This is a genomic window from Streptomyces sp. NPDC001373 (genome assembly GCF_042895815.1).
GTDB lineage: Bacteria > Actinomycetota > Actinomycetes > Streptomycetales > Streptomycetaceae > Streptomyces.
Window position 1 is genome coordinate 25,740 of record NZ_JBIAWQ010000027.1, and the last position, 21,103, is coordinate 46,842.

At 70.4% G+C, this 21,103-nt stretch carries 23 protein-coding genes; 2 read left to right on the top strand and 21 right to left on the bottom strand.

All coding sequences use genetic code 11. The features are described 5' to 3' along the window. Window positions 1–24: 24 nt before the first annotated feature. From ACFY15_RS34010 to galE, 4 genes are all read right to left on the bottom strand, one after another. Window positions 25–738, bottom strand: coding sequence for a hypothetical protein (locus tag ACFY15_RS34010; protein WP_390826757.1), 714 nt, complete (start codon window positions 736–738; stop codon window positions 25–27). Between the two features lie 385 nt (window positions 739–1,123). After that, complete coding sequence (locus ACFY15_RS34015; RefSeq protein WP_390826758.1) at window positions 1,124–1,363, bottom strand: hypothetical protein; 240 nt, start codon at window positions 1,361–1,363, stop codon at window positions 1,124–1,126. Window positions 1,364–1,502: 139 nt separating this feature from the next. Next, window positions 1,503–2,330: an SDR family oxidoreductase gene (locus ACFY15_RS34020; protein WP_390826759.1), complete on the bottom strand. Its 828-nt coding sequence runs from the start codon at window positions 2,328–2,330 to the stop codon at window positions 1,503–1,505. A gap of 260 nt (window positions 2,331–2,590) precedes the next feature. After that, the gene (gene galE / locus ACFY15_RS34025; protein ID WP_390826760.1) at window positions 2,591–3,586 is read right to left on the bottom strand and encodes a UDP-glucose 4-epimerase GalE; all 996 of its coding nucleotides are present in this window, start codon (window positions 3,584–3,586) and stop codon (window positions 2,591–2,593) included. 241 nt (window positions 3,587–3,827) lie between these two features. Between galE and ACFY15_RS34030 the strand changes: the two genes are divergently transcribed. Both ACFY15_RS34030 and ACFY15_RS34035 read left to right on the top strand, forming a co-directional pair. Next, the gene (locus ACFY15_RS34030) at window positions 3,828–4,535 is read left to right on the top strand and encodes a sugar phosphate nucleotidyltransferase (protein ID WP_390826761.1); all 708 of its coding nucleotides are present in this window, start codon (window positions 3,828–3,830) and stop codon (window positions 4,533–4,535) included. Then, the gene (locus tag ACFY15_RS34035; protein ID WP_390826762.1) at window positions 4,525–5,016 is read left to right on the top strand and encodes an NUDIX domain-containing protein; all 492 of its coding nucleotides are present in this window, start codon (window positions 4,525–4,527) and stop codon (window positions 5,014–5,016) included. Before ACFY15_RS34030 ends, ACFY15_RS34035 begins: the two co-directional genes overlap by 11 nt. A 96-nt stretch (window positions 5,017–5,112) precedes the next feature. Here the strand turns inward: ACFY15_RS34035 and ACFY15_RS34040 are convergent, their stop codons facing one another. From ACFY15_RS34040 to ACFY15_RS34120, 17 genes are all read right to left on the bottom strand, one after another. Beyond that, window positions 5,113–5,586, bottom strand: a complete 474-nt coding sequence (locus ACFY15_RS34040; protein ID WP_390826763.1) for an NUDIX domain-containing protein — start codon at window positions 5,584–5,586, stop codon at window positions 5,113–5,115. A gap of 100 nt (window positions 5,587–5,686) precedes the next feature. Further along, entirely contained in the window at window positions 5,687–6,448 is a 762-nt protein-coding gene (locus ACFY15_RS34045; RefSeq protein ID WP_390826764.1) for a PIG-L deacetylase family protein, read from the bottom strand. A gap of 33 nt (window positions 6,449–6,481) precedes the next feature. Continuing rightward, window positions 6,482–6,907 carry a hypothetical protein gene (locus ACFY15_RS34050; RefSeq protein WP_390826765.1) on the bottom strand — a complete coding sequence of 142 codons (426 nt, stop codon included), beginning with the start codon at window positions 6,905–6,907 and terminating at the stop codon, window positions 6,482–6,484. Window positions 6,908–6,922: 15 nt separating this feature from the next. After that, complete coding sequence (locus tag ACFY15_RS34055; RefSeq protein ID WP_390826766.1) at window positions 6,923–7,339, bottom strand: hypothetical protein; 417 nt, start codon at window positions 7,337–7,339, stop codon at window positions 6,923–6,925. Continuing rightward, a complete protein-coding gene (gene hemC / locus ACFY15_RS34060; RefSeq protein WP_390826767.1) occupies window positions 7,336–8,295 on the bottom strand; it encodes a hydroxymethylbilane synthase in 960 nt (319 codons plus the stop codon). Before hemC ends, ACFY15_RS34055 begins: the two co-directional genes overlap by 4 nt. Before the next feature lie 79 nt (window positions 8,296–8,374). Next, window positions 8,375–8,872: an AAA family ATPase gene (locus tag ACFY15_RS34065; RefSeq protein WP_390826768.1), complete on the bottom strand. Its 498-nt coding sequence runs from the start codon at window positions 8,870–8,872 to the stop codon at window positions 8,375–8,377. Then, entirely contained in the window at window positions 8,869–11,232 is a 2,364-nt protein-coding gene (gene fxlM, locus ACFY15_RS34070; RefSeq protein ID WP_390826769.1) for a methyltransferase, FxLD system, read from the bottom strand. Before fxlM ends, ACFY15_RS34065 begins: the two co-directional genes overlap by 4 nt. A 14-nt stretch (window positions 11,233–11,246) precedes the next feature. Beyond that, window positions 11,247–11,930 carry a M15 family metallopeptidase gene (locus ACFY15_RS34075; protein ID WP_390826770.1) on the bottom strand — a complete coding sequence of 228 codons (684 nt, stop codon included), beginning with the start codon at window positions 11,928–11,930 and terminating at the stop codon, window positions 11,247–11,249. Beyond that, window positions 11,931–12,434: an NUDIX domain-containing protein gene (locus ACFY15_RS34080; RefSeq protein WP_390826771.1), complete on the bottom strand. Its 504-nt coding sequence runs from the start codon at window positions 12,432–12,434 to the stop codon at window positions 11,931–11,933. Beyond that, window positions 12,431–12,910 (bottom strand): GNAT family N-acetyltransferase, encoded by a 480-nt coding sequence (locus tag ACFY15_RS34085; protein ID WP_390826772.1) that lies wholly within the window; start codon window positions 12,908–12,910, stop codon window positions 12,431–12,433. Before ACFY15_RS34085 ends, ACFY15_RS34080 begins: the two co-directional genes overlap by 4 nt. A 38-nt stretch (window positions 12,911–12,948) precedes the next feature. After that, window positions 12,949–14,307 (bottom strand): phosphotransferase, encoded by a 1,359-nt coding sequence (locus tag ACFY15_RS34090; RefSeq protein ID WP_390826773.1) that lies wholly within the window; start codon window positions 14,305–14,307, stop codon window positions 12,949–12,951. A gap of 20 nt (window positions 14,308–14,327) precedes the next feature. Then, window positions 14,328–15,134 carry a class I SAM-dependent methyltransferase gene (locus tag ACFY15_RS34095; protein WP_390826774.1) on the bottom strand — a complete coding sequence of 269 codons (807 nt, stop codon included), beginning with the start codon at window positions 15,132–15,134 and terminating at the stop codon, window positions 14,328–14,330. A gap of 52 nt (window positions 15,135–15,186) precedes the next feature. Beyond that, complete coding sequence (locus tag ACFY15_RS34100; RefSeq protein WP_390826775.1) at window positions 15,187–15,600, bottom strand: GFA family protein; 414 nt, start codon at window positions 15,598–15,600, stop codon at window positions 15,187–15,189. Continuing rightward, window positions 15,597–16,892 carry a protein-L-isoaspartate O-methyltransferase gene (locus tag ACFY15_RS34105; protein WP_390826776.1) on the bottom strand — a complete coding sequence of 432 codons (1,296 nt, stop codon included), beginning with the start codon at window positions 16,890–16,892 and terminating at the stop codon, window positions 15,597–15,599. Before ACFY15_RS34105 ends, ACFY15_RS34100 begins: the two co-directional genes overlap by 4 nt. Window positions 16,893–16,941: 49 nt before the next feature. Continuing rightward, window positions 16,942–18,417, bottom strand: coding sequence for an NUDIX domain-containing protein (locus ACFY15_RS34110; protein ID WP_390826777.1), 1,476 nt, complete (start codon window positions 18,415–18,417; stop codon window positions 16,942–16,944). A gap of 259 nt (window positions 18,418–18,676) precedes the next feature. Further along, a complete protein-coding gene (locus ACFY15_RS34115) occupies window positions 18,677–20,074 on the bottom strand; it encodes an MFS transporter (RefSeq protein WP_390826778.1) in 1,398 nt (465 codons plus the stop codon). Then, window positions 20,058–21,092: a phosphotransferase enzyme family protein gene (locus tag ACFY15_RS34120; protein WP_390826779.1), complete on the bottom strand. Its 1,035-nt coding sequence runs from the start codon at window positions 21,090–21,092 to the stop codon at window positions 20,058–20,060. Before ACFY15_RS34120 ends, ACFY15_RS34115 begins: the two co-directional genes overlap by 17 nt. Between the last annotated feature and the right edge of the window lie 11 nt (window positions 21,093–21,103).

Sequence of the window (21,103 nt, forward strand, 5' to 3'; positions counted from 1 at the left end):
GGGCATTGAGGCGGCGGGTCGGTGTTAGACGAGGCGGTCGACCGGCGGTCGCCGGGGATCAGCCAACTGGCCCCGGGGGTGCAGTCGGAGCCACGCGGTGAGCGCGGCCTGGAGGTCAAGGACTTCCGCGTGTGAGAGGTTGTCGCCTGCCGACCCGACGTGCAGGCGCACGGCGTCATGGGTGATCCTCCACCCGACCGCGCGGGCCCGCGGCGAGGTCAAGGTCTGATTGCGCGCGAGGGTGTGCAAGGCGGCCTCTGCGCGAGGGGAGATCGGTGTTGCTGCCCTCGCGCGTGGGATGGAATGCGCAGGTCGGACGGGCAGGCCGATTGTCGTGTAGAAGATGCGGATCGCATCTTCCAGTTGGCCAGATACGGCAGGAGCTCGACCGACGAACTCGTCGAGGAGTTCAGGGTGCCGTGGCGGTGCGTTCTCGCCGTATGGCTGGGGATGGAGGGGGTGCTCGTCTTCCTCAAGCTGGATACAGGCCGGCGCGATGAGTACACGGGTGTACCCGTCCTTGATGAGCTGGGCGTGGACTTCTCGTAGCCGGGCGGCCTGGCGCGGGACGGGATGCGGATCGACATCGGCAACGGGCACGGCGGGCTTGCTCAACTGAGGGGTCGTTCCATAGAGGCCGTAGCCGCGATGTAGAACGCCAGCGGCAGTCAGGAGCAGTGTCACCTGGCGGCTGCGCTTGTCGCTGCCGAGGCGGAATCCGACCACAGTTGTGGCCATGGGCTCTCCCTAGATGGTGCTCGCTGCCGGATCCGAGTTTGTCAGCCGGAAGACCTCCATACGGGCCGTTCCGCAGACCCGTCGCACGAGGCAGCACGTGCGGGGATTGGCTGGCGAGCTGAGCGTCCGGTCTTAGCGGCGGTGCAGCGTCGAAGCGATTGCGGCGAGAGCGCGCATCGGCACCCGGATTGACGGGGTGAGGGGACGGGGCGGGGTGAGTAGGCGACCGATTTGGAGATCTCCGGTTGGCGGCCAGTCCAGGCGTGCAGCGGGACCCCGCCGAGGGGGGGATTCGGCGGGGTCCCGATGAGACAGTAGCTCTTCGCGCTCGTGGATCAGGGATTTCCGCTCAGGAAGAGGAGCCGGGTCTGCGGATGGGGGTCGCTCACGCCGCGACCACCCATGCCAGGGCGCGGGCCTCCCGTCGTAGCTCGACGAGAGCGGCGTAGGAGTGGCCGGGCTCGGTCCAGTACGGGTGGGCGTACAGGTCGCGTAGCCCCTGGATGAGCTGGCACCGGAGCGCGGTGGTGCCGCAGGTCGAAGGCTGCTGGGCGAGAGCGGCGTAGGTCTGGATCACGCGGATCTGGGTCAGCAGAAGATCATCGGGGAAGGTGGTTCGCGCCATGGCAAGATTAGGCCACTTGTTCGATTTCGCGCGCAAGTCGATCCAGGGCTTCCGCCTGTTGGATCATTTGTTCGTACGTGTACCCAAATGCGCCTACTGGTGGCTCTCAGTCACACAGGCCCGTTCGTCGGGGGGCGGCTCAATGGTCCGGACGGAGGAACTCTCGGGCGCCGCGGAGTCGGATGCCGAGGTGCCGCTCGGTGACGCGGCTGTCGAGAACGACCCTGAGCCCGCCCGTCAGATTCGTGTCGGCGCGCCGGCCTGAGGGCAGCGTGGACGGCTCGAGGCCGTCCCGCTGGGCGATGAGCACGCCGAGTTCGTGGCGGGTGAGAGCGTCCGGTCCGGCCAGGTGAAAGACCCCTGTCGCATCGGACCGGGCGAGCTCCCATAGGCTCGCGGCCAGATCGTCCACGTGGACCGGGCAGCGGACGTCATCGGTGAAGAGGGCCCCCTCCTGCTTGCCAGCGGCCAGCGCGTGGACCATGCGCTCATGCGATGACCGGCCATGGCCGATGATCAATGAGGTGCGGGCGACGGCCCCGCTGTCGGCGAGGAGCCGCACGGCGGTCTCGGCCGCCGCCTTCGCCGCCCCGTATGGCGTGACGGGGTCTGGGAGGCTCGTCTCGTCATAGAGGTCCTGGCCGCCAGAGAAGACCGCGTCGCTGGACACGTGGATGAGCCGGATGCGCCGCTCCCGTGCGGCGAGGGCGAGGCGCATGCTCCCTTCAGCCGTGACGGCCCAGTCCGCGTTGCCGCTGCTCGCGTTGATCACCGTGCTCGGTGCCACCGTATCGAGGACCGCCTCCAGGCCAGCGGGGTCACGGAGGTCAAGGTGATGCCAGGGCACGCCAACCTGCTCGCCTGGACGGGAGCGGAATGTGGCGGCCGTGGCGCGGCCGGCTGAACTTCCTTGCCGGGCAAGCTCCGTTCCCAGAAACCCGCTGCCACCGATGATGAGCACCGTCATGAGCCCCACGCTACTCGGGCCACACAGCGGCCGGGGCCGAGATCGCTAGACGGCCCGTCAGAGTGCCAAGAGGCAACGATCCATGCCCCGCCGCACAAGCGGGCGCAGGGCCGTTCTGGGCGCCAATTGAGCGAGTGGGCCCGCAAACCACCGGTGGGACACCGCAACACTCGCTCCTGCCATGCGGCACCTCCTCGCCCTCGCAACCCGCCTCCACCCCATCCCGAAGGCCCAGGAGGGGTGAGGGCGGGAACGACGGATCAGTCCTTCAGCAGCTCGTCGCGTACCGGAATCCAGTCAAGGGCAGACCGGATGCCGTCCTCCAGGGACAGCTTCGGCGTCCACCCCAGCAGCTCGGCCGCCCTGTCGCTCTTGGTGTAGCCGCCGGCCACGTCACCCGGCCGCGGTTCGGCGTCGACGGTCTCCAGAGGCGTGCTGACGACGTTATTGAACGCGTCGCACAGCTCGCGCACGGTGGTGCCGGAGCCGGTGCCCAGGTTGATCGCGATCGAGCGCTTCTTCTCCACGAGGATGGAGTCGAAGCGTCCGATCGCGGCGAGGTGCGCCGCGGCGAGGTCCCAGACATGCACGTAGTCCCGAATACCCGTGCCGTCCCGGGTCGGGTAGTTCGTTCCCGTGACCGGGAACGGGCGGCCCTCCTGGTGTGCCTGGATGAGTACGCCCAGGGCGTGGCTGGCCCGCTTGAGCTGGAGACCGGTGCGCAGGTCGGGGTCGGCCCCGACGGGGTTGAAGTACCTGAGCGACAGCACGCGGGGCCCGGCGACGGCGATGTCGGCGAACATCTCCTCGCACACGGCCTTGGTCCGTGCGTAGGGGCTCTGTGGCGCCAGAGGCGAATCCTCGTTGACCGGCGAGCCGTCCTCGGCCTGGTAGATGGAAGCCGAGGAACTGAAGATGACGCGGTCGCAGCCGTTGCGGTGCAGATGGCCAACGAAGGCAAGGCTCTTGGCCACATTCGCGTCGTAGTAGCCGATCGGGTCCGCGACAGACTCCGGCACCACGATCATCGCCGCACAGTGCACCACAGCGGAGATGTCCGGCTGCTCCGCGAAGATCCGGTCGACCAGTGCGCCGTCCGCGATGTCGCCCTCGTAGAAGGTGCGGCCCTTGGTGAACTCGCGACGGCCTCGAACGAGGTTGTCGAGGATCACCGGGGTGATCCCGGCATCCAGGCAGGCGGAGGCGACGGTGCTGCCGATGTAGCCAGCTCCTCCGGCAATCAGGACGGTTGTCACAATGGCCTCTTCCCGGTCGATTCAGCCCGCAGGACCGGCATCCAGGCTAGCGGAGAACCAGGCGCCGCCTCGGCGGGTCGCGCCCGAAGATGGGGCGCAGCCTCGGCGCGAAGCGTCATGGGATGCTCGGTGATCACCGCCAGCGCCTTCACGAAACCAGGCTGCCGGATGCGTACACTGGGCCGCCTTGCTCCCCGCAGACCGGCCCGACCGCATGCGGCCGGCCGCCCGTCGAAGGGTCATGTGTGAAGGCCGTCATCGCCGTCGCCGGAATGGGCACCCGCTTCTTCCCCATCTCCAAGACGAAGACACCGGCCTACGCGACTTCTTCACCGCCCGCGGCCAAGCCGACAAGTACGCCCCGATCGCGCACCTACACGCCCAGTCCGACTTCGTCTTCATCGAACAGCCCCGCGACAGCCGCTACGGAACCGCTCTCCCCGTCATGCTCGCCGCCGACTTCATCAACGGCGACGACTTCCTCCTTCTCGCTGGCGACGACCTTCTCCTCCGCGCCGATGGCGGCCACGACCTCGCCGACCTCACCGCCGCCCGCACTGCGGCCGGCACCCCCGGCGCCATCGCCGCCGCCACTGTCCCCGGCGACGCCGCCCACCGCTACGGCATCCTCACCCCCCGCACCATGACGACAGGCCATCAAGTCCTCGACTCCATCGCCGAGAAGCCCACCAACTACGCCCAGTCGACGGCCTACATCAACATCTCTCGCACCCTGCTCTCCGGCGAAGCCGTCTCCTACTTCGAGAAGCTCCAGCCTTCCACCGGCAACGGCGAGTACCAGGCCACCGACGCCATCGCCGCATACGCCCGCGATCACGACGTTCTCATCCACCCCGTCGCCGGCGCGTACCACGACTGCGGCAACACGGCCGGGTGGCTTGCCGCCAACACCGCCGCCGCCCGCGCCCACGGCATCAGTGTCGCGTGACAGCGCCCGTCGCCCCCCCGCAGCCCCTTGCGTACCAGCGCTGTCATTCTCGACGGGGATCCAGATCTGCCTGATCCGCCGCCGACCCGATGGCGACCAATACTCCGTCCCAGGTGGCCTCGTTCAGGACATAGAGCCCATCCCCGCAGTTCTCGCCCGGGAACTGCGCGAGGAACTCGATCTCGACCTTGGCCAGGTGCCCGACTCGCCCCAGCTCCGTTGGGTCCAGGACCAGATCAGCAACCGCCCTGGCACCAGTCAGCCACTGCCCCGACTGCACCTCGTCCACCTCGTGGCCCTGCCCCTGGATTTCGGCAGACACTCGCCACCTTCGAGCAGGATGCCCACGACCCCACCGACGTCACGTCGATGGACTATCACGACGCGTCAGACCTCCACCTCTACCCTGACATCCGCTCTGCCTTGCGGGCCCTTCCTGGCACCAGTTCCGCCAGCGGGCCCGTCTGCCTCGAACCCATGACCGACCGCACGTACTGATGGTGGTAGACGGCTGTCCAGCCGCACGCTCTGCCACGCAGCTGAAAGACGAACAGGTCGATTCGTTGAGCCAGGAGGGTCAATCGCGATCGGGCGTGCGGAGCTGAGTCTCGAGTAGAGCGTTGATGGCCTCGACGTTTTCGGCTGTGAAGTCGCGGAGCTGTGGAGGCATCAGAACGATCTGCCGAATGGCATCTGCCGTGAAGGGAATTCGGACGATGTCGTACTGGCCGCGGTCAGGCTTGGTGAACTCGGTGCCGGTCCGTGCGGTGATGTCCATGTCTTCAAGGCGCGCAGCGAAGATGTGCTGGACGGCCACCCCGCCTTCAGTCGGTGTGCTGATCAGATAGACCAATTCAGTCCTGCCCAACCTCCCGCCGATCTCCTCGAAAACCTCGCGGTGTAGCGCACCCTCGAGGGAAGCGTCATCCTCCTCGACTCCGCCGCCGACTGTCACCCAGTACGGGTCCTGGCCGGGTCTTGTTCGTTTGATGAGCACGAGGTCTTCGCCATCGAGCAGGATGGCCCGGGCGCTGCGCTTGATGATGGCCATGCGCTGTTCCTTCCGGTCCGCGCCTACCGATGGGTGGGGAAGCAAGGCGCGGGGATGCCGTAATCGTGAGGTGTGCTGCCGCGGAACTGAACGGAATCGTTCAGCATGCCAGTTCGCTAAAGCCGTTGTACGTGGAGCGCACGTCGTGGCGGATGAACCATTCTGTTCCCAGGACCTGCTCCCTGTCCTGTGTCGGCAACCCGGTCAGCAGCCCCGGGAGCGAGCGGTCCCGAGCGGCTTCAGACCGGTGAGCCTGGATCGCGGCCCACTTCCGGTCCAGCCAGGGGCGGACGTCCACTGTGGCGGTGATCATCTCGTCTGGGACCGTGTATACCCGCTTGCCGACGCTGGCGAGGAGTCCTGCCAGACCGAGGCTCGGCGACTGCGGGTGCGCGGAGAAGTACAGGGCCCCGGATTGCCACGGGGGGCCGGCCTGGGGGAAGACACCGGGCAGCCCAGCTGCATGTGCGGCAAGGAGGGTTACGCGGTGGGTGTGGATGTGATCGGGGTGCCCGGAGGATCCGTGTGCATCGTGGGTGACGATGATGTCCGGCCGGAAGTCGCGTACATGTGCGACGACGCGTTCCACGGTTTCCTCGAGTGGGGCGTCGCAGAACCGTGGCTGCCCGGGGGCGGACTCGGGGGCCCAGTGGTCGGCGTATCCGAGCATGCGGGGTTCCTCGGCACCGAGGAGGTCGACGGCGTGGGCGAGTTCGGCGGCGCGATGGCTGCTGGGTGCCCACGTGGCCGTCACGACAGCCGTGCGGGCTCCGGCCGCGGCGTGCTGGGCGAGGACTCCTCCGGCCACGAGAGCTTCATCGTCGGGGTGGGCGTAGACCGCGAGCATGCACGGTTTGGGCATGAGCAGGTCCCCGTTCTCTCCAGGGCTGGCGGGTCAGCCGGGGCTGCCCATCGGTCGTTCCTCGTTCGTCTTGGTGAGTAGGTTGCCGCACGCTTCCCGCCACAGTTTGAACTCCTGCGTCTCCAAGACGTGGAATGCCTCGTCCATTGGGAACGCCTTGCCTCGGTAGGGGGTGGGCTGGTTGACGTGGGCGAGGAGACTCTGCAGCGCGATCCTCGGATCGTCGGTGTCGGTAAGGCGGTCGTCACCGATAACGAAGGGAGCCTCGGTGCCTTCGCTGATGTAGTGGCGGGTGCGCTCCCACAACGCGAAGTAGAGCTGGGTTCTGACGACTTGTTCCAGCATGAACGGGGTGTACATGTCGCCGTCCTTGGCGGCCCGCTGCACGTGCTCCTCGGCCTCGACATGCCGGTCCCGCGCGATGCTGGTCAGCCGCTCTACTTCGAACCTGATGTCCATAGGTCCCCCTCGTGATCAGTGGCTGAGCCGACTGTAGCCACCGCCAAGTGCGTACGTCCCCGGAACGTCGGGGCCGCCGGCTTGGAGAGCGGGCTGGGCGATGTATTCGGACAGCTCGGCTCGATACGCGGTGGTGCCGTGCGTCCACTCGGTCACGTCGTACAGGCGGGGCCGGGGAACGGACCGAGGTAGGGCTGCGTCTGCGGCCGCGGTGCGGTCCCAGAGGCGGCCGCCGCGCTTGTCGGCGGGGGCGCTGACCACACGCAGCCACCACCGGTCGGCGCGGCGGCCCTGCCATCCCCACGCCTCCGGCCCGGACGCCATCACAGAGAAGGCCCGGGCGGCCTGCTTGTGCGCCCGCCGCATCCGCTGCCAGTCGGACTTCTCGGTCGGCGGCGCGAGTACTGCCTGCTGGGCTTCCGGTTCGGTCATGCGGGCCGTCCGAGCAGACGTGCCGCCCCGGCGCGCAGCAGTTGTTGGCCTGCGTCCTGCCCGACAGCAGGGGCTGACGTCGCGGGGCCGGACGCGCAGGCGCGCAGGGGGGCGCCGCCGGCCGGGTCGAGTACGGCCGCGTGCACGGTGACGACTCCCGAGGCCGTGTCGAACGTGGCGTGGGCAGAGGCGGCGGTCAGGCACCCGCCGTGCAGAGTGGCGAGTGTGGCCCGCTCGGCGTCGAGCAGGATTCGGGTGGGGGCATGGGTGAGGGGAGCAAGCAGCTCCGCGGTGGCGGGGTCGTCGGCCCGGTGTTCGACGATCACGGTTCCTGCGCCGGCCGCGGGCAGCCACACGGCGGGGTCGAGGATCTCGGAGGCCCGGTGCTCCTGGCCGAGGCGGCGCAGGCCGGCCAGAGCGGCGATCATCACGTCCGCGCCGAGGGTTCCCTCGTCGAGGGCGCGAAGCCGGCTGTCGGCGTTGCCGCGGATCGGTACCTGTACGAGCGTCGGGTGGAGGGCTTTGAGGAGGGCCGACCGGCGGGGTGCACTGGTCCCGACCCGGGTGCCGGGCGGCAGGTCGGCGAGCGTGGTCACGGGATGGCCGGTGGGGAGGACGAGGGCGTCGCGGGTGTCTTCGCGGGGGAGGACGGCGGCGATTAGGATGCCGGGGGAGCGGTCGTGCGGACCAGGCACGTCCTTGGCGCATGCGATCGTGGCGTGGACACGTCCGTCGAGGAGGTACCGGTCCGCGTTGCGGGTGAAGGCCCCCTTGCCGCCGATCGCCGAGAGTGGACCGCGGTGCCGATCGCCGTCCGAGGTGATCTTGACGATGTCGAGGAACGCCTGCGGATAGCGGGCCCGGAAGGCGTCGGCGAAGCGCCCGGTCTGTTCCAGAGCCATGGGGCTGGGCCGGGTACCCAGCCGGACGGTGGTGAGGTCGGTGGCGCTGGTCATCAGGGTCGGACTCCATCGGCGGTTACGGGGCGGGCGGGCAGGAGAGGGGTGAGCGCGGCCTTCGGGACCGCGTCCGCTGTCAGAGCGCTGGTGTCGATGACGGCCGGCGGCGTGCATCCAGCCAGCGGCGGCTGCGAAGCGTCGGCGGGGCGCCTGGGGCGGTGGGCCGCACCGCTTCGCTGCGCTCGCGTTTCCCCGGGTACTCCGAGCCGACCGCGATCCGTGCCTGGAGGACTTCCGGGGCCGCGTGCAGGACAACGTGATGGAAGCCGGTTCCGGACTGGCGGAGTAGGGCGAAGAGCTCGTCGACGTAGGTGCGGTTGAGCAGCGTCATAGGCACGATGACAGGACCGCGGGTCTGCCGGGCGAGGCCGGTGACGCAGGCGCCCGTCATCTCCCGCCAGGCCAGCAGGTGCTGGTAATCCCGGGTACGCCCGGAGTGGTCGGTCAGCGCACGGCGCAGCACATCACCGATCGCCCCGGGGTCGGCAATCACAGCGCCGTCCAGTGCGCAGCGGAACTCGCGGCCAGGCTGCTCTTTCCCCCCACCGAACGGCCCATTCAGCCCGACGATCACGCGCCCTCGCTGGTCACGGCAGCCTTGCCCCGCTCAACGGGGCCCGGGAGGCGGGCGTCACGGCCCGGCCACTGGAACACCAGGCGCGAGCACGCCTTGTCGAGCACGTCTCCCGGGGGCAGCAGGCGATCGGGGGTGTCGGCCGGGTATACGGAGAGGTCGGGGTCGGCGCCGCCGCGCACGTCGCGGTCCCAGGCGCGGACCGTGGCCACCAGCTGCTCGGCCAGCTGCGGGCCCGAGTTGCCGAAGGCGTGCACGAACCATTCCCATTCCCGTTCGGCCGGGTCGTCACCGTGCCGGATCTGCACGTGGACGAGGTAGGCCAGGGAAGCGTCACCGAGAATCGCCGGCGCGTCGCTCCCCTTTGCGATCAGCGTCACGCCGGTGCCGTTCTCCGCGTGAGCGGCCAAGCGGCAGAAGCCCTGCAGGGTCGTGGCGGCGTACAGCTGCAGCGAGCCGAAGTAAAAGCCGGACCCCATCGTGACCCCGGTGGCCGCTTCGTGGCGGGGCCCCCGCAATGCCTCGCCCAGCCCTTCGACGTCGCGGGGTTCACCGTCCTCGAACCGGATCGTCAGCTCGCCGTCGAGGAGGTCGACGGCTGGCGTGATCCGGGTGTGCCGGCCCTGGGCGGGGACGAACCCGCAATGGGTGAACTTGCGTGCGTGCAGGACGTCACTGCGCCGCTCGAAAGCGATAGCCCGCGTGTAGCCGCCGATCTCCAGCGGCAGGACCAGGCGTCCGCCCTCGGCGAGCTGCTCGCGCCAGGCCGGGGCGATGTCCCACACGTTGTAGGTGACCGCGCTTGCGGCGAACCCGCCCCGGGGGACGAGGTGGGCGGGCGCGCCCAGGGCCGCGTCGCCGTGGTAGGCAATCACGCGGCCGCTGCCTCCCTCCGAGGTGAACCGGCGGGTGCGGTGGACGACGTACGGGTCGATGTCGCCGGTGACCACCCGGCCGTCCGGGCCTGTGACCGCCGCGATCAGCTCGGCGTTGTAGCCGCCTGACCCGGCCTCATGGACGATGGCGCCGGGCCGCAGCTGGAGGCTTTCGATCATGTCGGCCTGGAGCCAGGCCGCGGATACCGAGCTCGTTGCCCGCCCGGTCTCGTCGCGGCGGGTGACGACGGCCAAGTCGTCGTCGTACGCGGTCCCCAGGTTCGTCTCCGGTGCGTACCGGTGCCGGGGCACCGCGCGCAGCGCTTCTTGCACCGCCGTCGACGGTGCCCAGCCGCCGGCGATGACCGCGTCGGCCATCTTCTGGCGCAGGCGTACGGCTTCGGCCGGCTCGCCCGGTACCGGCTGCTGCTCGACGGCGAGCGGGTAGGCGTGGTGCGGCGGCAGGCCGGGAACGACGCCGGGCCAGATGGCGTCCAGGGCCTGGGCGGCCGGCGTGAAGATGGCACCGGCGCAGGCCAGCGCGTGCAGGTCGTGGAACTCCCACCGCTCGAAGAGCTTCGGCTCGCGGTTGGTGAGGGTCCCCGACCAGGTGGTGATCCGGACGACCGCGGTGAGCCGGGGCACGCCGTGGCTGTCGTCGACGAGCATCGTCACCACGTACGCGTCGTCAGCCGACGTGGTCAGGCCGGTCTCTTCGGTCAACTCTCGTACCGCCGCGCTCGCGAGATCCTCCGCCCCGATGGTCTTGCCGCCAGGCAGCTCCCACATGCCCCGGGTGGACCGGCCGAGGAGAACCCTGCCCGCCTCGTCGGTGACGACTGCGAGGGCGCCGATCAGGGCATGACCGGTGGGCCGGCCCTTCTCGACCGCGGTGGTGTCCCGGTGGCAGGGGCCGCGCAGGACGAGGACGGCGAACTCGTCCGCTTCCAGGCGGGTGACCTTCTGCCAGCCCGCGGTCAGCAGGCCGATCTCGTCCTCGTCGAGAGCGATGTCCCGCCGCTCGGTGGGGGTGTGCTCGGTGACGGGCGTGATGACCACGATCGCGCCGCCCTTGCGCAGTCGCTCGCCGAGGGAGTGCAGGACGCGGCTGCGGTCGCGGAAGAACGGGTACGCGAGACGCAGAGTGATCAGGTCGTAGCCGTCCCCGTGCAGCTCGGCGGGGTCGCCGCGCTCGATGTCCAGCTGCAACCAGCGCACACCCTCGGCGTCCTGGCGCTCCTCGCGGGCCCGGGAGATCGCGCTGTCGGCGTAGTCGACGGCGTCCACTGCGTAGCCGAGGGAGGCGAGGTAGGCGGCCAGTTCTCCGGTGCCGCAGCCCACGTCCAATGCCTGGGCCTCCTGGATGTTCTCCGGCAGGGTCAGGTGTTCGGTGAGGACGGCCTTCTCGGTGTCGGTCAGCGGGCGGAAGTTGCGGCCGGCCTCATAGTGGGCGTGCCAGTCCAGCGCGGTGTGCGTGGTGCTCATGCGGTGCGTGCTCCCTATTGGTCGGGTTGCTCAGGAACGATCGGCGGGGGCTGGGAGGCGGGGCCGTAGAGGGCTTCCGGCTTGCCGGTCATCAGGGCCCAGTAGCGGTCGCCGAAGGACCAGTGCCACCACTCGGTCGGGTAGTTGACGAGCCCTGCGTCCGTGAGCGCACGGCTCAGGGTGGCGCGGTGCAGCCGAGCCTGGTGGGAGAGGCCGTCGGCGAGCGTGTAGCAGCCGCCCGCGCTCTCTTCCGGGCTGGCGTTGACCCGGGTGCCCATGTCCAGCTCGGTGCCGTCCGCGTTGACGAGGGTCAGGTCGACGGCAGCGCCGGCGCTGTGCGGGGCGATCTCCGGCGGTGACACGTACCGGCTCGCCTGCGTCCTCAGCTCCTTTGCACTCCAGTCCGTGTTGGCGGCGCGCAGCTCGGCCGCGTATTCCTCGAAGTACCGCTGCTGGAGCGCTGGAGGCCGGAACCCCTCGATGACGAGCAGGCGCAGGCCGTCGGGCAGGAGCGACTGGGCGTGGAGCAGTCGGTCGAGGACACCGGAGCGGAGGTGCGCGAAAGCGTACGCCGGATCGGAGCGGCGGTCATCGAGGAGGAGCTCTCCGCCGACGGCGCGGACATTGGTGAGGGGCTCGCCGTTCTCCGCTACCGGGATCGCGGCGACCCGCGGGTCCGACATCAAGACGATGCTCATTCAGACCTCCCAGTCCCAGGCGTCGAAGTACGCCGGCATCCCGGTGCTGCGGGCGACCACAACAGCCTCGAGTCGTGCGTGGTCGCGTCCCGGCATCAGCTCCCGCCACTCGGGCACGCTCAGGGCACGCACCTGGTCGTGCTCCTCCGGGTCCAGCACAATCCCGGCAATCTGCCCGGGCGAGAGTCGGCCGCCATCGAACACGAACCCAACCGTGGCCAACGGCCAGTCCTTACCCGGAAGCCCGAACACCGAGGCCAGGAGCTTCGGCGGTCCCGACACGTGGATTCCGGTCTCCTCCCGGCACTCACGCACGGCGGTCTCCCACGGGCGCTCGCCGGCCTCGGCGACGCCGCCCGGCCACTGCCACGGGTGGACGCTGGAGTAGGTGGCGCGCAATTGGACGGGCCTGTCGTCTTCGTCGGTGAAGAACACGGCCCCGAAAATCGTGGCCTTCGGCAGGGTTGCGGCGAACTCCTCCGGCGGGAGCCACTTCTTGCTCACGATCCGCTCCCCTCGGCGGAGGCGGGGAAGCGGGTCATGCGCATTAGCGCCGAGTCGGCCGCGAAGCCGAGCCCCTCATAGAGCGGGGCGGACCCGGAGCTGGCGTACAGCTCGTAGAGGGTGACGCCGTCGCGCTCTAGGTGGTCGAGGAGCTTGGCGAGAGCGGCCTTGGCGTAGCCGTTGCGCCGGTGGGCGGGGTCGGTGGCGACCGCGTGGATCCGCACGGCCAGTCCCTTGGGGTACTTCGGGGCTGGCAGGACTGCGTGGACCAGGCCGAGGGCGCAGGTGGCGAGTCCGCCGGTGGGGGAGTCGACGACGTACGCGCGGGCGTCACCGCCGGCTTGGAGGCGTAAGGCGAGCTGTTCGGTGCACGTGGTGAGCCAGGCTTCGTCGAGGGGTTCGCTGAGGATGTTCTCGGAGCGCAGGCGGGCGATCTCCGCGGCGTCGGGAGGGGTGGCAAGGCGGGGTTCGGGCAAGGGGGTTCCTTCCTCGGAGGGGGCGGGGGGCCCACGGGTTAAGGGTGCTGGGTGGCGTGGAGTCGGCGCAGGGTGCGGTGGCCGCGTTCGGTCACCTCGGGGTCGTCGTGGCTGGTTCCGTAGGCGATGCCGGAGACGGCGTCGAAGGCGGCCTCGCAGTCCAGGCGGAGCTCTTCGGTGGGGGTGAGCGGTCTGCCGTAGCCGTCGAGGAAGGCGGCGCGGAGGTCCGGACGGCCGGTCCAGGTGTCGCTCAGGCGCACCAGGTCCCGGGTTGCGGTGTTGTACTCGGACCGTTCGAAGTCGAACAGCTGGGGTTCGCCTTCGTCGGTGACCAGGACGTTGCGGTACTGCAGGTCCCCGTGGGTGGGCACGAGCACGGGCTGCGGAAGGTCTGCGTAGGCGCGGGCCAGGGCGAGGACCAGGTCCTCGTCCTCGTCGACCAGGTACGGTCGCGCCCCCTCCAGATGGCGCTTGATCTTGTCGGCGGCCGTTGCGGATTCGGCAGACCGCTCGGGTGCGCTGCGGTGGAGGGCGCTGGTGAGCCGGCCCAGAGCGTGCTGGATGCGCGCCTCGCCGGCGGCGTCGAGGACCATGCCGTGCAGCGGGCGCCCGGCCAGTGCGGTGACAACGACGGCCTGCGCCTCGGTGTCGGCCGCGACGAGACGGGGAGCCCGCGGCCCGAGCGCCGACACCCATGACCGGTACGCGGCCACTTCCCGGTCATGGAACTTCGGCCCGCGGTGCCGTTTCAGGTACCAGGTGCCGCCCCCGGGTCCGGTGAGCCGCCACACCCGGCTGCCGGTGTGGACCCAGGACACCTCGGTCGCCTGCGCGATCCTGCCGATGGCCTGCTCGGCGAACACCCGCAGCTGGTACGGCAGCTCCACCCGGCCAGTCAGGGGTCCGGCCAGGAGGCGGGTGCGGTCGGGGCCGCCCTGGTCGTACTCGATGGCGTCGCCCGGCTGTTGGAAGTGCACGGCGGCGGGCAGGCCGGCGAGGTAGGCGTCCAGGCCGGCCCGGCAGTACGCCACCATCGGCCCGGGCAGGGCGTCCAGCGGGTACCAGTCCATGCCGTCGCAGCGGTCCGGCTCCATGATCTGGGGCCGACCCGACCAATGGCGTACTTCGAAGAAGACACCGAGACGGGAACGGGATCCCGTCGGTGGGCGGTGGTGGACGGTGACGGCCGCAGTCACGTCCTCCATCGCGATGACGACGCCTGCTTCCTCGCGGGCCTCCCGAATGACTGCCTCGACCATGTCCTCGTCGGGGTCGAGGTGCCCGGACGGGAGATGCCACAGACCCGACGCGTACACAGGTCCGGCGCGGCGGGACAGCAGCACCTCCGGGCCGCTTTCGCCGTCGCGGCGCAGGATGAGGTGGACGTCGACCGGCACCGTATGCCGGGCCCCGCCGCTCACCGCGATGCCCCGGGGCGGCGGGCGAGCAGCACGGTGAACACGCCGTCCTCGTGTAGGACTCCGTCCTGGACGTGCTGGGCGAGGAGGGCCGCGGCCTGTTCCTCGAATCCGCTGTGGTCGGCGAAGAGGTCGGGCCGGGCGAAGCTGGTGGATCGCAGATAGCCGAGGACACCGGGGGGAGTCCAGGCGCGGGTGAAGGGGATGCGGTGCTCGGTGATGTCGCTGAACGCGGACTCGGCAAGGTCGTCTTCGTAGCGGCGGCCGGGCTCGCGGTAGGCGCCGGTCGTGCCGGCGCGGCGGTCCTCTCCGAGGTGGGACTGGATCAGGCCCGTGAGCGCGGCCGTCCACTCGGCCGGGTGGGTCCACAGGCTGCCGTCCCCCATGACCGCGACGGCGGCCTGCGGCGCCGCCACCCGACCGGCCATGGCCAGCACCGCGGGGCGGTCCATCCAGTGGAAGGCCCGGCAGCAGGTGATCAGATCGGCCTGGTACGCGGGCTGGGCGGGGGCGAACTCTTCTGCCGGGATGACGTGCACCGTGGCGGTGCGCCCGCCCAGGTGCGGTTGGAGCTCGTCGAGCGCGGCGCGGAGCATGCCCTGGTTCTGGTCCACGAGGTTCAGGTGGGCCGTGGGAGGCAGGGCGGGGAGCATGGACAGGGCGACCTGCCCGGTGCCGGCGCCGAGGTCCAGCAGCGTGGGCGCATTCACCCCCACCAGTTCCTGGACCAGAAGCTGGACGACCTTGTCGGGCAGCCTGGGGCGGTAGCGGGCGTAGTGGTAGTCGAGCGTGTCGAACAGGGTCACGTGTCTCCGATCGTGTGGTGCGGGCGTGAACGGTGTCTCAGGGCTGTGGCGTTCAGCTGTGGGGGCGGTCGCGGGCGTCGGGGACCTGGGGCAGCCAGGGCACGGCGGTCTCGCGGAAGCTCTGGTTGACCGGAACCAGGTCGGGCGGGTTGCCCAGCGCGGAGAGTGTGACCGCGATGCTGGTGGCCCCGTCGTCGAGGGCGCAGACGTGGCTGCCGCAGCTCGGGCAGAAGCCGCGCCGGGAGTCTGGCCACGTGTAGTGCCACGACGGCTCGCCGCCGCACCATGCCAGGCCGTCCAGCGGGAAGGACACCCACGACATCATCGGTGCCCCCGACAGCCTCTGGCAGTGCGGACAACTGCAGGTGTGGGGGTAGTCCGGCTCTCCGGCGACCGTGAACTGGATCTTGCCGCACAGGCAGCCGCCGGACCGCGGCGTGGTTACAGCGGGAGTGGGCGAGGTCATTGGCTCGTCTCCTTCGGTGACAGGTTGGGTTTGGGGGCTTGCGACGGCACGGTCGTCTCCGGAGTCGGGGTGGGCAGCGGCCAGGGCAACTCCGCCGGCCCGGTTCCGGCACCGGCCCACTGGGTTCCGTCCGGTTCGAGGTGGAGCCGGTAGGAGGAAGGGGATCCGGCTGCCCGCCAGCGGGTAGCGGTGTCCTGGATCTCCGCCCAGATATCGCGGGGCCCGCAGACCGTGACTGTCCACCGCCCGGTGCCGTCGGGGCGGGCGGTGACCCAGGAGCCGCAGTCGGGCGCCCCGATGACCAGGTGGTCGGCGGTCCAGTACCGCACGAGGCCGGGATGCAGGTGGTCCAGGGCCAGCCACATTCCCCGCGCCTCGTCCGACGGCGGACCCTTGCGGGTGGTGCGGGTGCTGCCGCCGTCCGCGGCATCGATCCGTTCCCGGAAACGGGTGTTGAGGAAGATCTGACTCCAGCCGTGGCCGGCACGGTGCCCGAGCTTCACCGCCTCCAGGCGGGCCTGCGTTCGCCCGGTCGCGGTCTTGGTGATGACGGCCAGGCCCGGCCAGGACGGCGAGGACGTCGACAGGCTCGCCAGCGCGAGCCCGCCGGCGGCCAGCTGCTGCGGCCAGGCCTCCGGCACCCGGGTGACGGCGTAGGACACGAAGATCCGGTCGTAGTCGGCCCCCGGGAGCCAGCCGTCCTGACCGTCCCCCGTTACGACCGTCGGCCGATGACCGAGCACAGCCAGCCGCTCGCGGGCGGCGGCGGTGACGTGCGCGTCCCGGTCCACGGTGACCACCCCGGCATCCCCCGCGATCAGGCACGCGACGGCCGCGGTTACCCCGGCGCCGGTCCCGATGTCCAGGACCCGCTGGCCCGGCCGCAGGTCGAGGTGCTGGAGGCGGGCGACGGTCATGCCGACCGTGCTGGACATCGCCGTCATCGACCCGCCCGAACGCGGGCCCGGCACCCGACCCAGAATCGGCTCGCCGTCGTGCTGGACCAGCACACTCTCCCCGCCGTACAGCAGCCCGAGCAGCTCCCCTTGGTCCGCGGGCACGCCCCAGTCGAGCAGGTCCCAGCGAGGCGGGGTCTCGTCCGGTTTGCTGCGCCGCACGTACGCCTGCGGCATCAGCAACTCCCGCCGCACAGTCAGGAAGGCATCCCGGACCGGGCCCTGCTGGAGGTGGCCGGCGGCTTCCAGCCCGGCGACCATCTCCGCCCGGGCGGCCTCCGCTCTCTTGTCGGGGGACGCCTCGGTACGTGCGGACGGCACGGTGGGATCGGCCACGTACGACTCCTTACGTGTGGTGAGCAACGGCAGGCGCGGGGCGGGGTGGTCAGGCCCAGCCGAGTTCGGTGTAGGGGCGGCCGACTCGGATTCCTTCGATCGCGGCCCGGGTGTAGGGGACGATCGGTTCGGGGAGGGCGTCGGCGGGCCACCAGCCCCAGGAGACGCACCGGTCCGGCTCCAGGACCTCCGGCGTCCCCGTCCACCGCCGTGCGCGGAAGACGAACCCGATCCGGGGCTGCGCACCGGGCTCATCCACCATGTGCACCACGTGCGCCAGCTCGATGTCCTGCGGATCGATGAGCAGGCCGGCCTCCTCCTTCGCCTCCCTAACCAGGCAGGCCACGGCGGATTCCTGCTCGCAGTGCCCGGCGAGGAAGTGATGGGTGCCGCCGGCGTACGCGGAGTCGGGGTGCCGCAGGCCGAGCAGCACCTGGCCGTCGCGCTCCAGATAGAGGTGGACGCCGACGATGTGCGGAACGCTGGTACTGCCGGCCTTCGGCCCATCCGCCCCGATTGACCCCGGCCGAGGCACCACTGGCGAGGGGGGCTCGGCGTGTACGGCGGCGTGCTGGCGCACCAGGTCAAGGGTGGAGGGGCTCAGCCGTAGGCGGGGCATGGCGTCGGGGTGGAACCAGGCGAGCATCACGCCCTCGGTGAGGGAAATGCCTGCCGGGTCGCCGTTCCACCGGGCGGTAAAGATCTGGATCGGTACGGTCAGTCCGTCGGTGCCGGTGGCGAGCTCGACGGCGAAGGGCTCCAGGGTGGCCGGCTCGAGCCCAGCCTCCTCACGCAGTTCACGGCGGACGGTGTCTTCGAGCGAGGTGTCGCCCGGCTCGCGGCCTCCGCCGAGCAGGGACCAGGCTCCCGGTTCCCAGATGCCGGGCAGGTCATCGCGCAGGTGGAGCAGGTAGCGGCCGTGTCCGTCGTGGATCAAGGCCGAGGCGTTGACAGGCTCGATGCGGCCGTCGATCCCGGAGGCGCAGAGCTTCGTCCGCAGGGTTGGGGATGTGACGTGGTCGAAGGGGAGCCACTCGGCGGCCGAGACCTCCTCGGGCTGCACCGAGATCTCCACGTCGTCGTCGACGAGCATGAGTACGAAGCGGAAGTCGTAGTGCTGGTGGGCGCCTTCGCCCTTGGACGGATTGGCGTCGATGTCGTGGACGTCGATGTCGAAGGCAAGCGGGCCGTAGTCGGCGGTGGTACATAGGGCGCCGGGCGGGATGCCGGCCTCCTCGTGGACCTCGCGCAGTGCCGCTTCCAGAAGCGTCCGGTCTCCGGCCTCGACGTGTCCGCCCGGTGCCAGCAGCTTGCCGGTGGCGTTGTGACGGATGTGGAGGACGCGGCGGTGGCGGTCGACCACGACCGCGCTGCACGTCACGTGTCCAGGCAGGCTGGAGCGGCTCGTGGGCTCGCTGCCGTCGTTCAGCGCCTGCAACAGGGGTGCCAGCAGCAGAGCTTCGGTCGGGTGCCGCTCCAGGTAGGCGGCGATGAGGCGCTCGATATGTGAGCGGGTGGGCGGCAAGGTGACCTCGCAGTTCCGGGACGCGGACGAAGACGGTATGGCTGAAGGGGCAGTCACGGGCCTAGGTCTCGGTGACCTCCCAGTGGCGGGTCCCCGCCGCGCGTCGCCAACCAGACCTGCGGCCTCCCGTGAGCGGTTGACCATCGCTGCCCGCGGTGCTGCGGGTTCCGGATCGGCGGCAGGGAGCACGGAGCCTGTGCCCGGAGTGGCGGTGCTCAGTTCAGGAGTTGAGGAGGCAGCAGGGTTGGCCTCCGTGCTGTCATTGAGTTGCGTCACGGCGCACCTCCCTCCAACGAGCCCTCCTGGCGCGCGTCAGCAGGTGTCGGCCCGGGGCGGGCACAGTCGTGAAGGGCGTCGGCCGCGGTTGTCCCGCGGCGTCGCTCTGATCATCCGGCTCGGGTGGAGGGTCGGGCATGTGCCGAAGAGCGCGCAACGGCGAGAGCGCCAGGACCACGAGCGGTACGACGAGCAGGCAGGTGCCGACGACGAGTGCGGGTCGTACTCCGGCCAAGGTGCCCAGGCCGCCGGCCAATAGCGCTCCTAAGGGCCGGGCGCCGGAAGTCAGGCACGTGCTCACGGCCTGCATCCGGGCCTGCATGCGGTACTCCGTGATGATCTGCCGGATGGACCGCTGGGTGGTGCCCGCCGCTCCGGCGCAAGCCAACTGCAGGAAGAGGGCCGCCCCGATGGTGATCTCCCAGCCGAGACCCGGGGCGCCCAACAGCAGCGGGAGCTGGGTGAGCGGGGTGAGGGCGAGCGCGCCGAGCATCATCGGCCCGGGCCCGCATCGTCGTGCGAGGGCCGGAGCCGTCAAAGCGCCGACCGCCGCCCCCAGCGCGCCGACCCCCAGGACAATGCCGAAGGTGGTCGCGCTCATCTCCAGAACCCGCAGAAGGTACAGCGCCCACAACGTGTTGAGAACCGCCAAGGCCAGCGAGGTGGTGGCGTTGACCCAGGTCAGCACGCTCAGCCGGTCGTCGGCATGTACGTACCGCAGGCCCTCGGCGATCTCCGTCCGCAGCCGGCGCTTCTCAGACCTGGCCGGGCTGGTCTCGCGGGTCTGGATGCGGGCTGTGCACCAGGCGCTCAGAAGGTAGGAGGCGACGTCGCCGAGCAGGGCGCGGGCAGGGCCGAGCAGCGCGGTCAGTGCTGCGCCAGCGTTGCTGCCGCCGGTCGCGGCGATCGCGAACAGGCTCCCGATCCGGCTGTTGCTCCGCTGGATCAAGGACTTCTCGACCAGCTTCGGGAGCAGGCTGATCGCCGCCGCATCGTGCAACACGCCAGCGGCACCCTGGACCGCGGCGACGACCATGAGCTGCGTCAAGGTCAGCACGCCGAAGGCCGCTGCCAGTGGCACGGTCGCCAGGGCGGCAGCGCTCACCAGGTCACCGGTGATCATCTGGCGGCGCTTGGAGTGCCGGTCGGCGAGCGCCCCGGCGTGCAGCGCGAGCAGCGCGGGCGGGAGCTGTCCCAGGAACGCCAACCAGGCGACTTGGCCGGTGGTGGCGTCCAACTCGAGTACGGCCAGCACGGGGAGCGCCATCGAGGTGATGGAGCTGCCGGCCACGCTCGCGGTCTGCCCCGTCAGGTAGCGCCGGAAGTCGCGGTGCCGCCACAGAGACGCGGGCTCCGTGGCGGAGTCAGGTGAGGCGGTCACGGAGCACCTCCTCGGCCTCGTTCAGACGCTCGGTGAGCATCTCCACGGCTGCATGCCGGGCCCGCCCGTACCTTTCGAGCTCCTGGGTGACCGCGGCCGGATTGTCGACGGGTTCGGACAGCGGGTAAGCCGAGCAGGCCATGTACCCGGCGGCCACCCTGGGCACGGAGAGCAGGTCCTCCACCGGGAGCCCGGGGTTCGCCTCTCGGTAGGCCGCGACCGCCTCAACCAGGCCGGCAGGCCAGTTGGGGACCGCAAGTACTGTGCGGGGATCGAGGACGATCCGGCCCAGTTCCCATGCGGCACTGCGATGACGGGGCGGACGGAAGTCGATCACGGCCGCCACCTCCTGCTCACGCAGCAGAACGTTGGGGGAGGCCAGATCCCCGTGGACGATCTGTGCCGTCAACGTCGGCGGAAGGCCTCTGAGCATGGCTGCGACGCGGGGCAGGGCGGCGAAACGCTGTCCTGCGGCCTGCCGCGCCCACGCGGCGAACCCCCCGCTGACGGTGCCGCTCTCGTACCGCACGAGGAGCTGCTCCAGACGCCGACGGGCCCGCTCGACGTCGCAGACCTCGGTCGCCGGAACCGGTCGTGGGGGCCCGACTGGATGCTCGGCCAGGGCCTGGTGCAGTTGACCCACAGCTTTTCCGACCGCTGCCCAGCTGCGGCCGTGCAGCCCGCCTTCGGCGGTGTTCGTGCCGTGGACGTACTCGGCGACGGACAGCGCCATACCTTCGGCGGCCACGATGAGCTCGCCGGCCGCTGACCGTCGCACCGCCGGCACCGGAACCCCGCTGGTGCGTGCGAACTCGCCCAGCTGCAGCGCCTCCTGCTCTCCCTGGAGGTCTGTGTCCGGGGGATAGGTCTTGACGAACCAGCGCCCGCCGTTTTGGTCCTCGGCCAGGTAGTTGCGCGTCGCTGTACCCCGCGGGCCGTCGACCACCGAGGCGGGGACGATCCCGTAGCAGCGCGGCAGGACGCCTGCCACGGCCTTGACCTCGGACTTCGCGCTCACCGGGACACCCC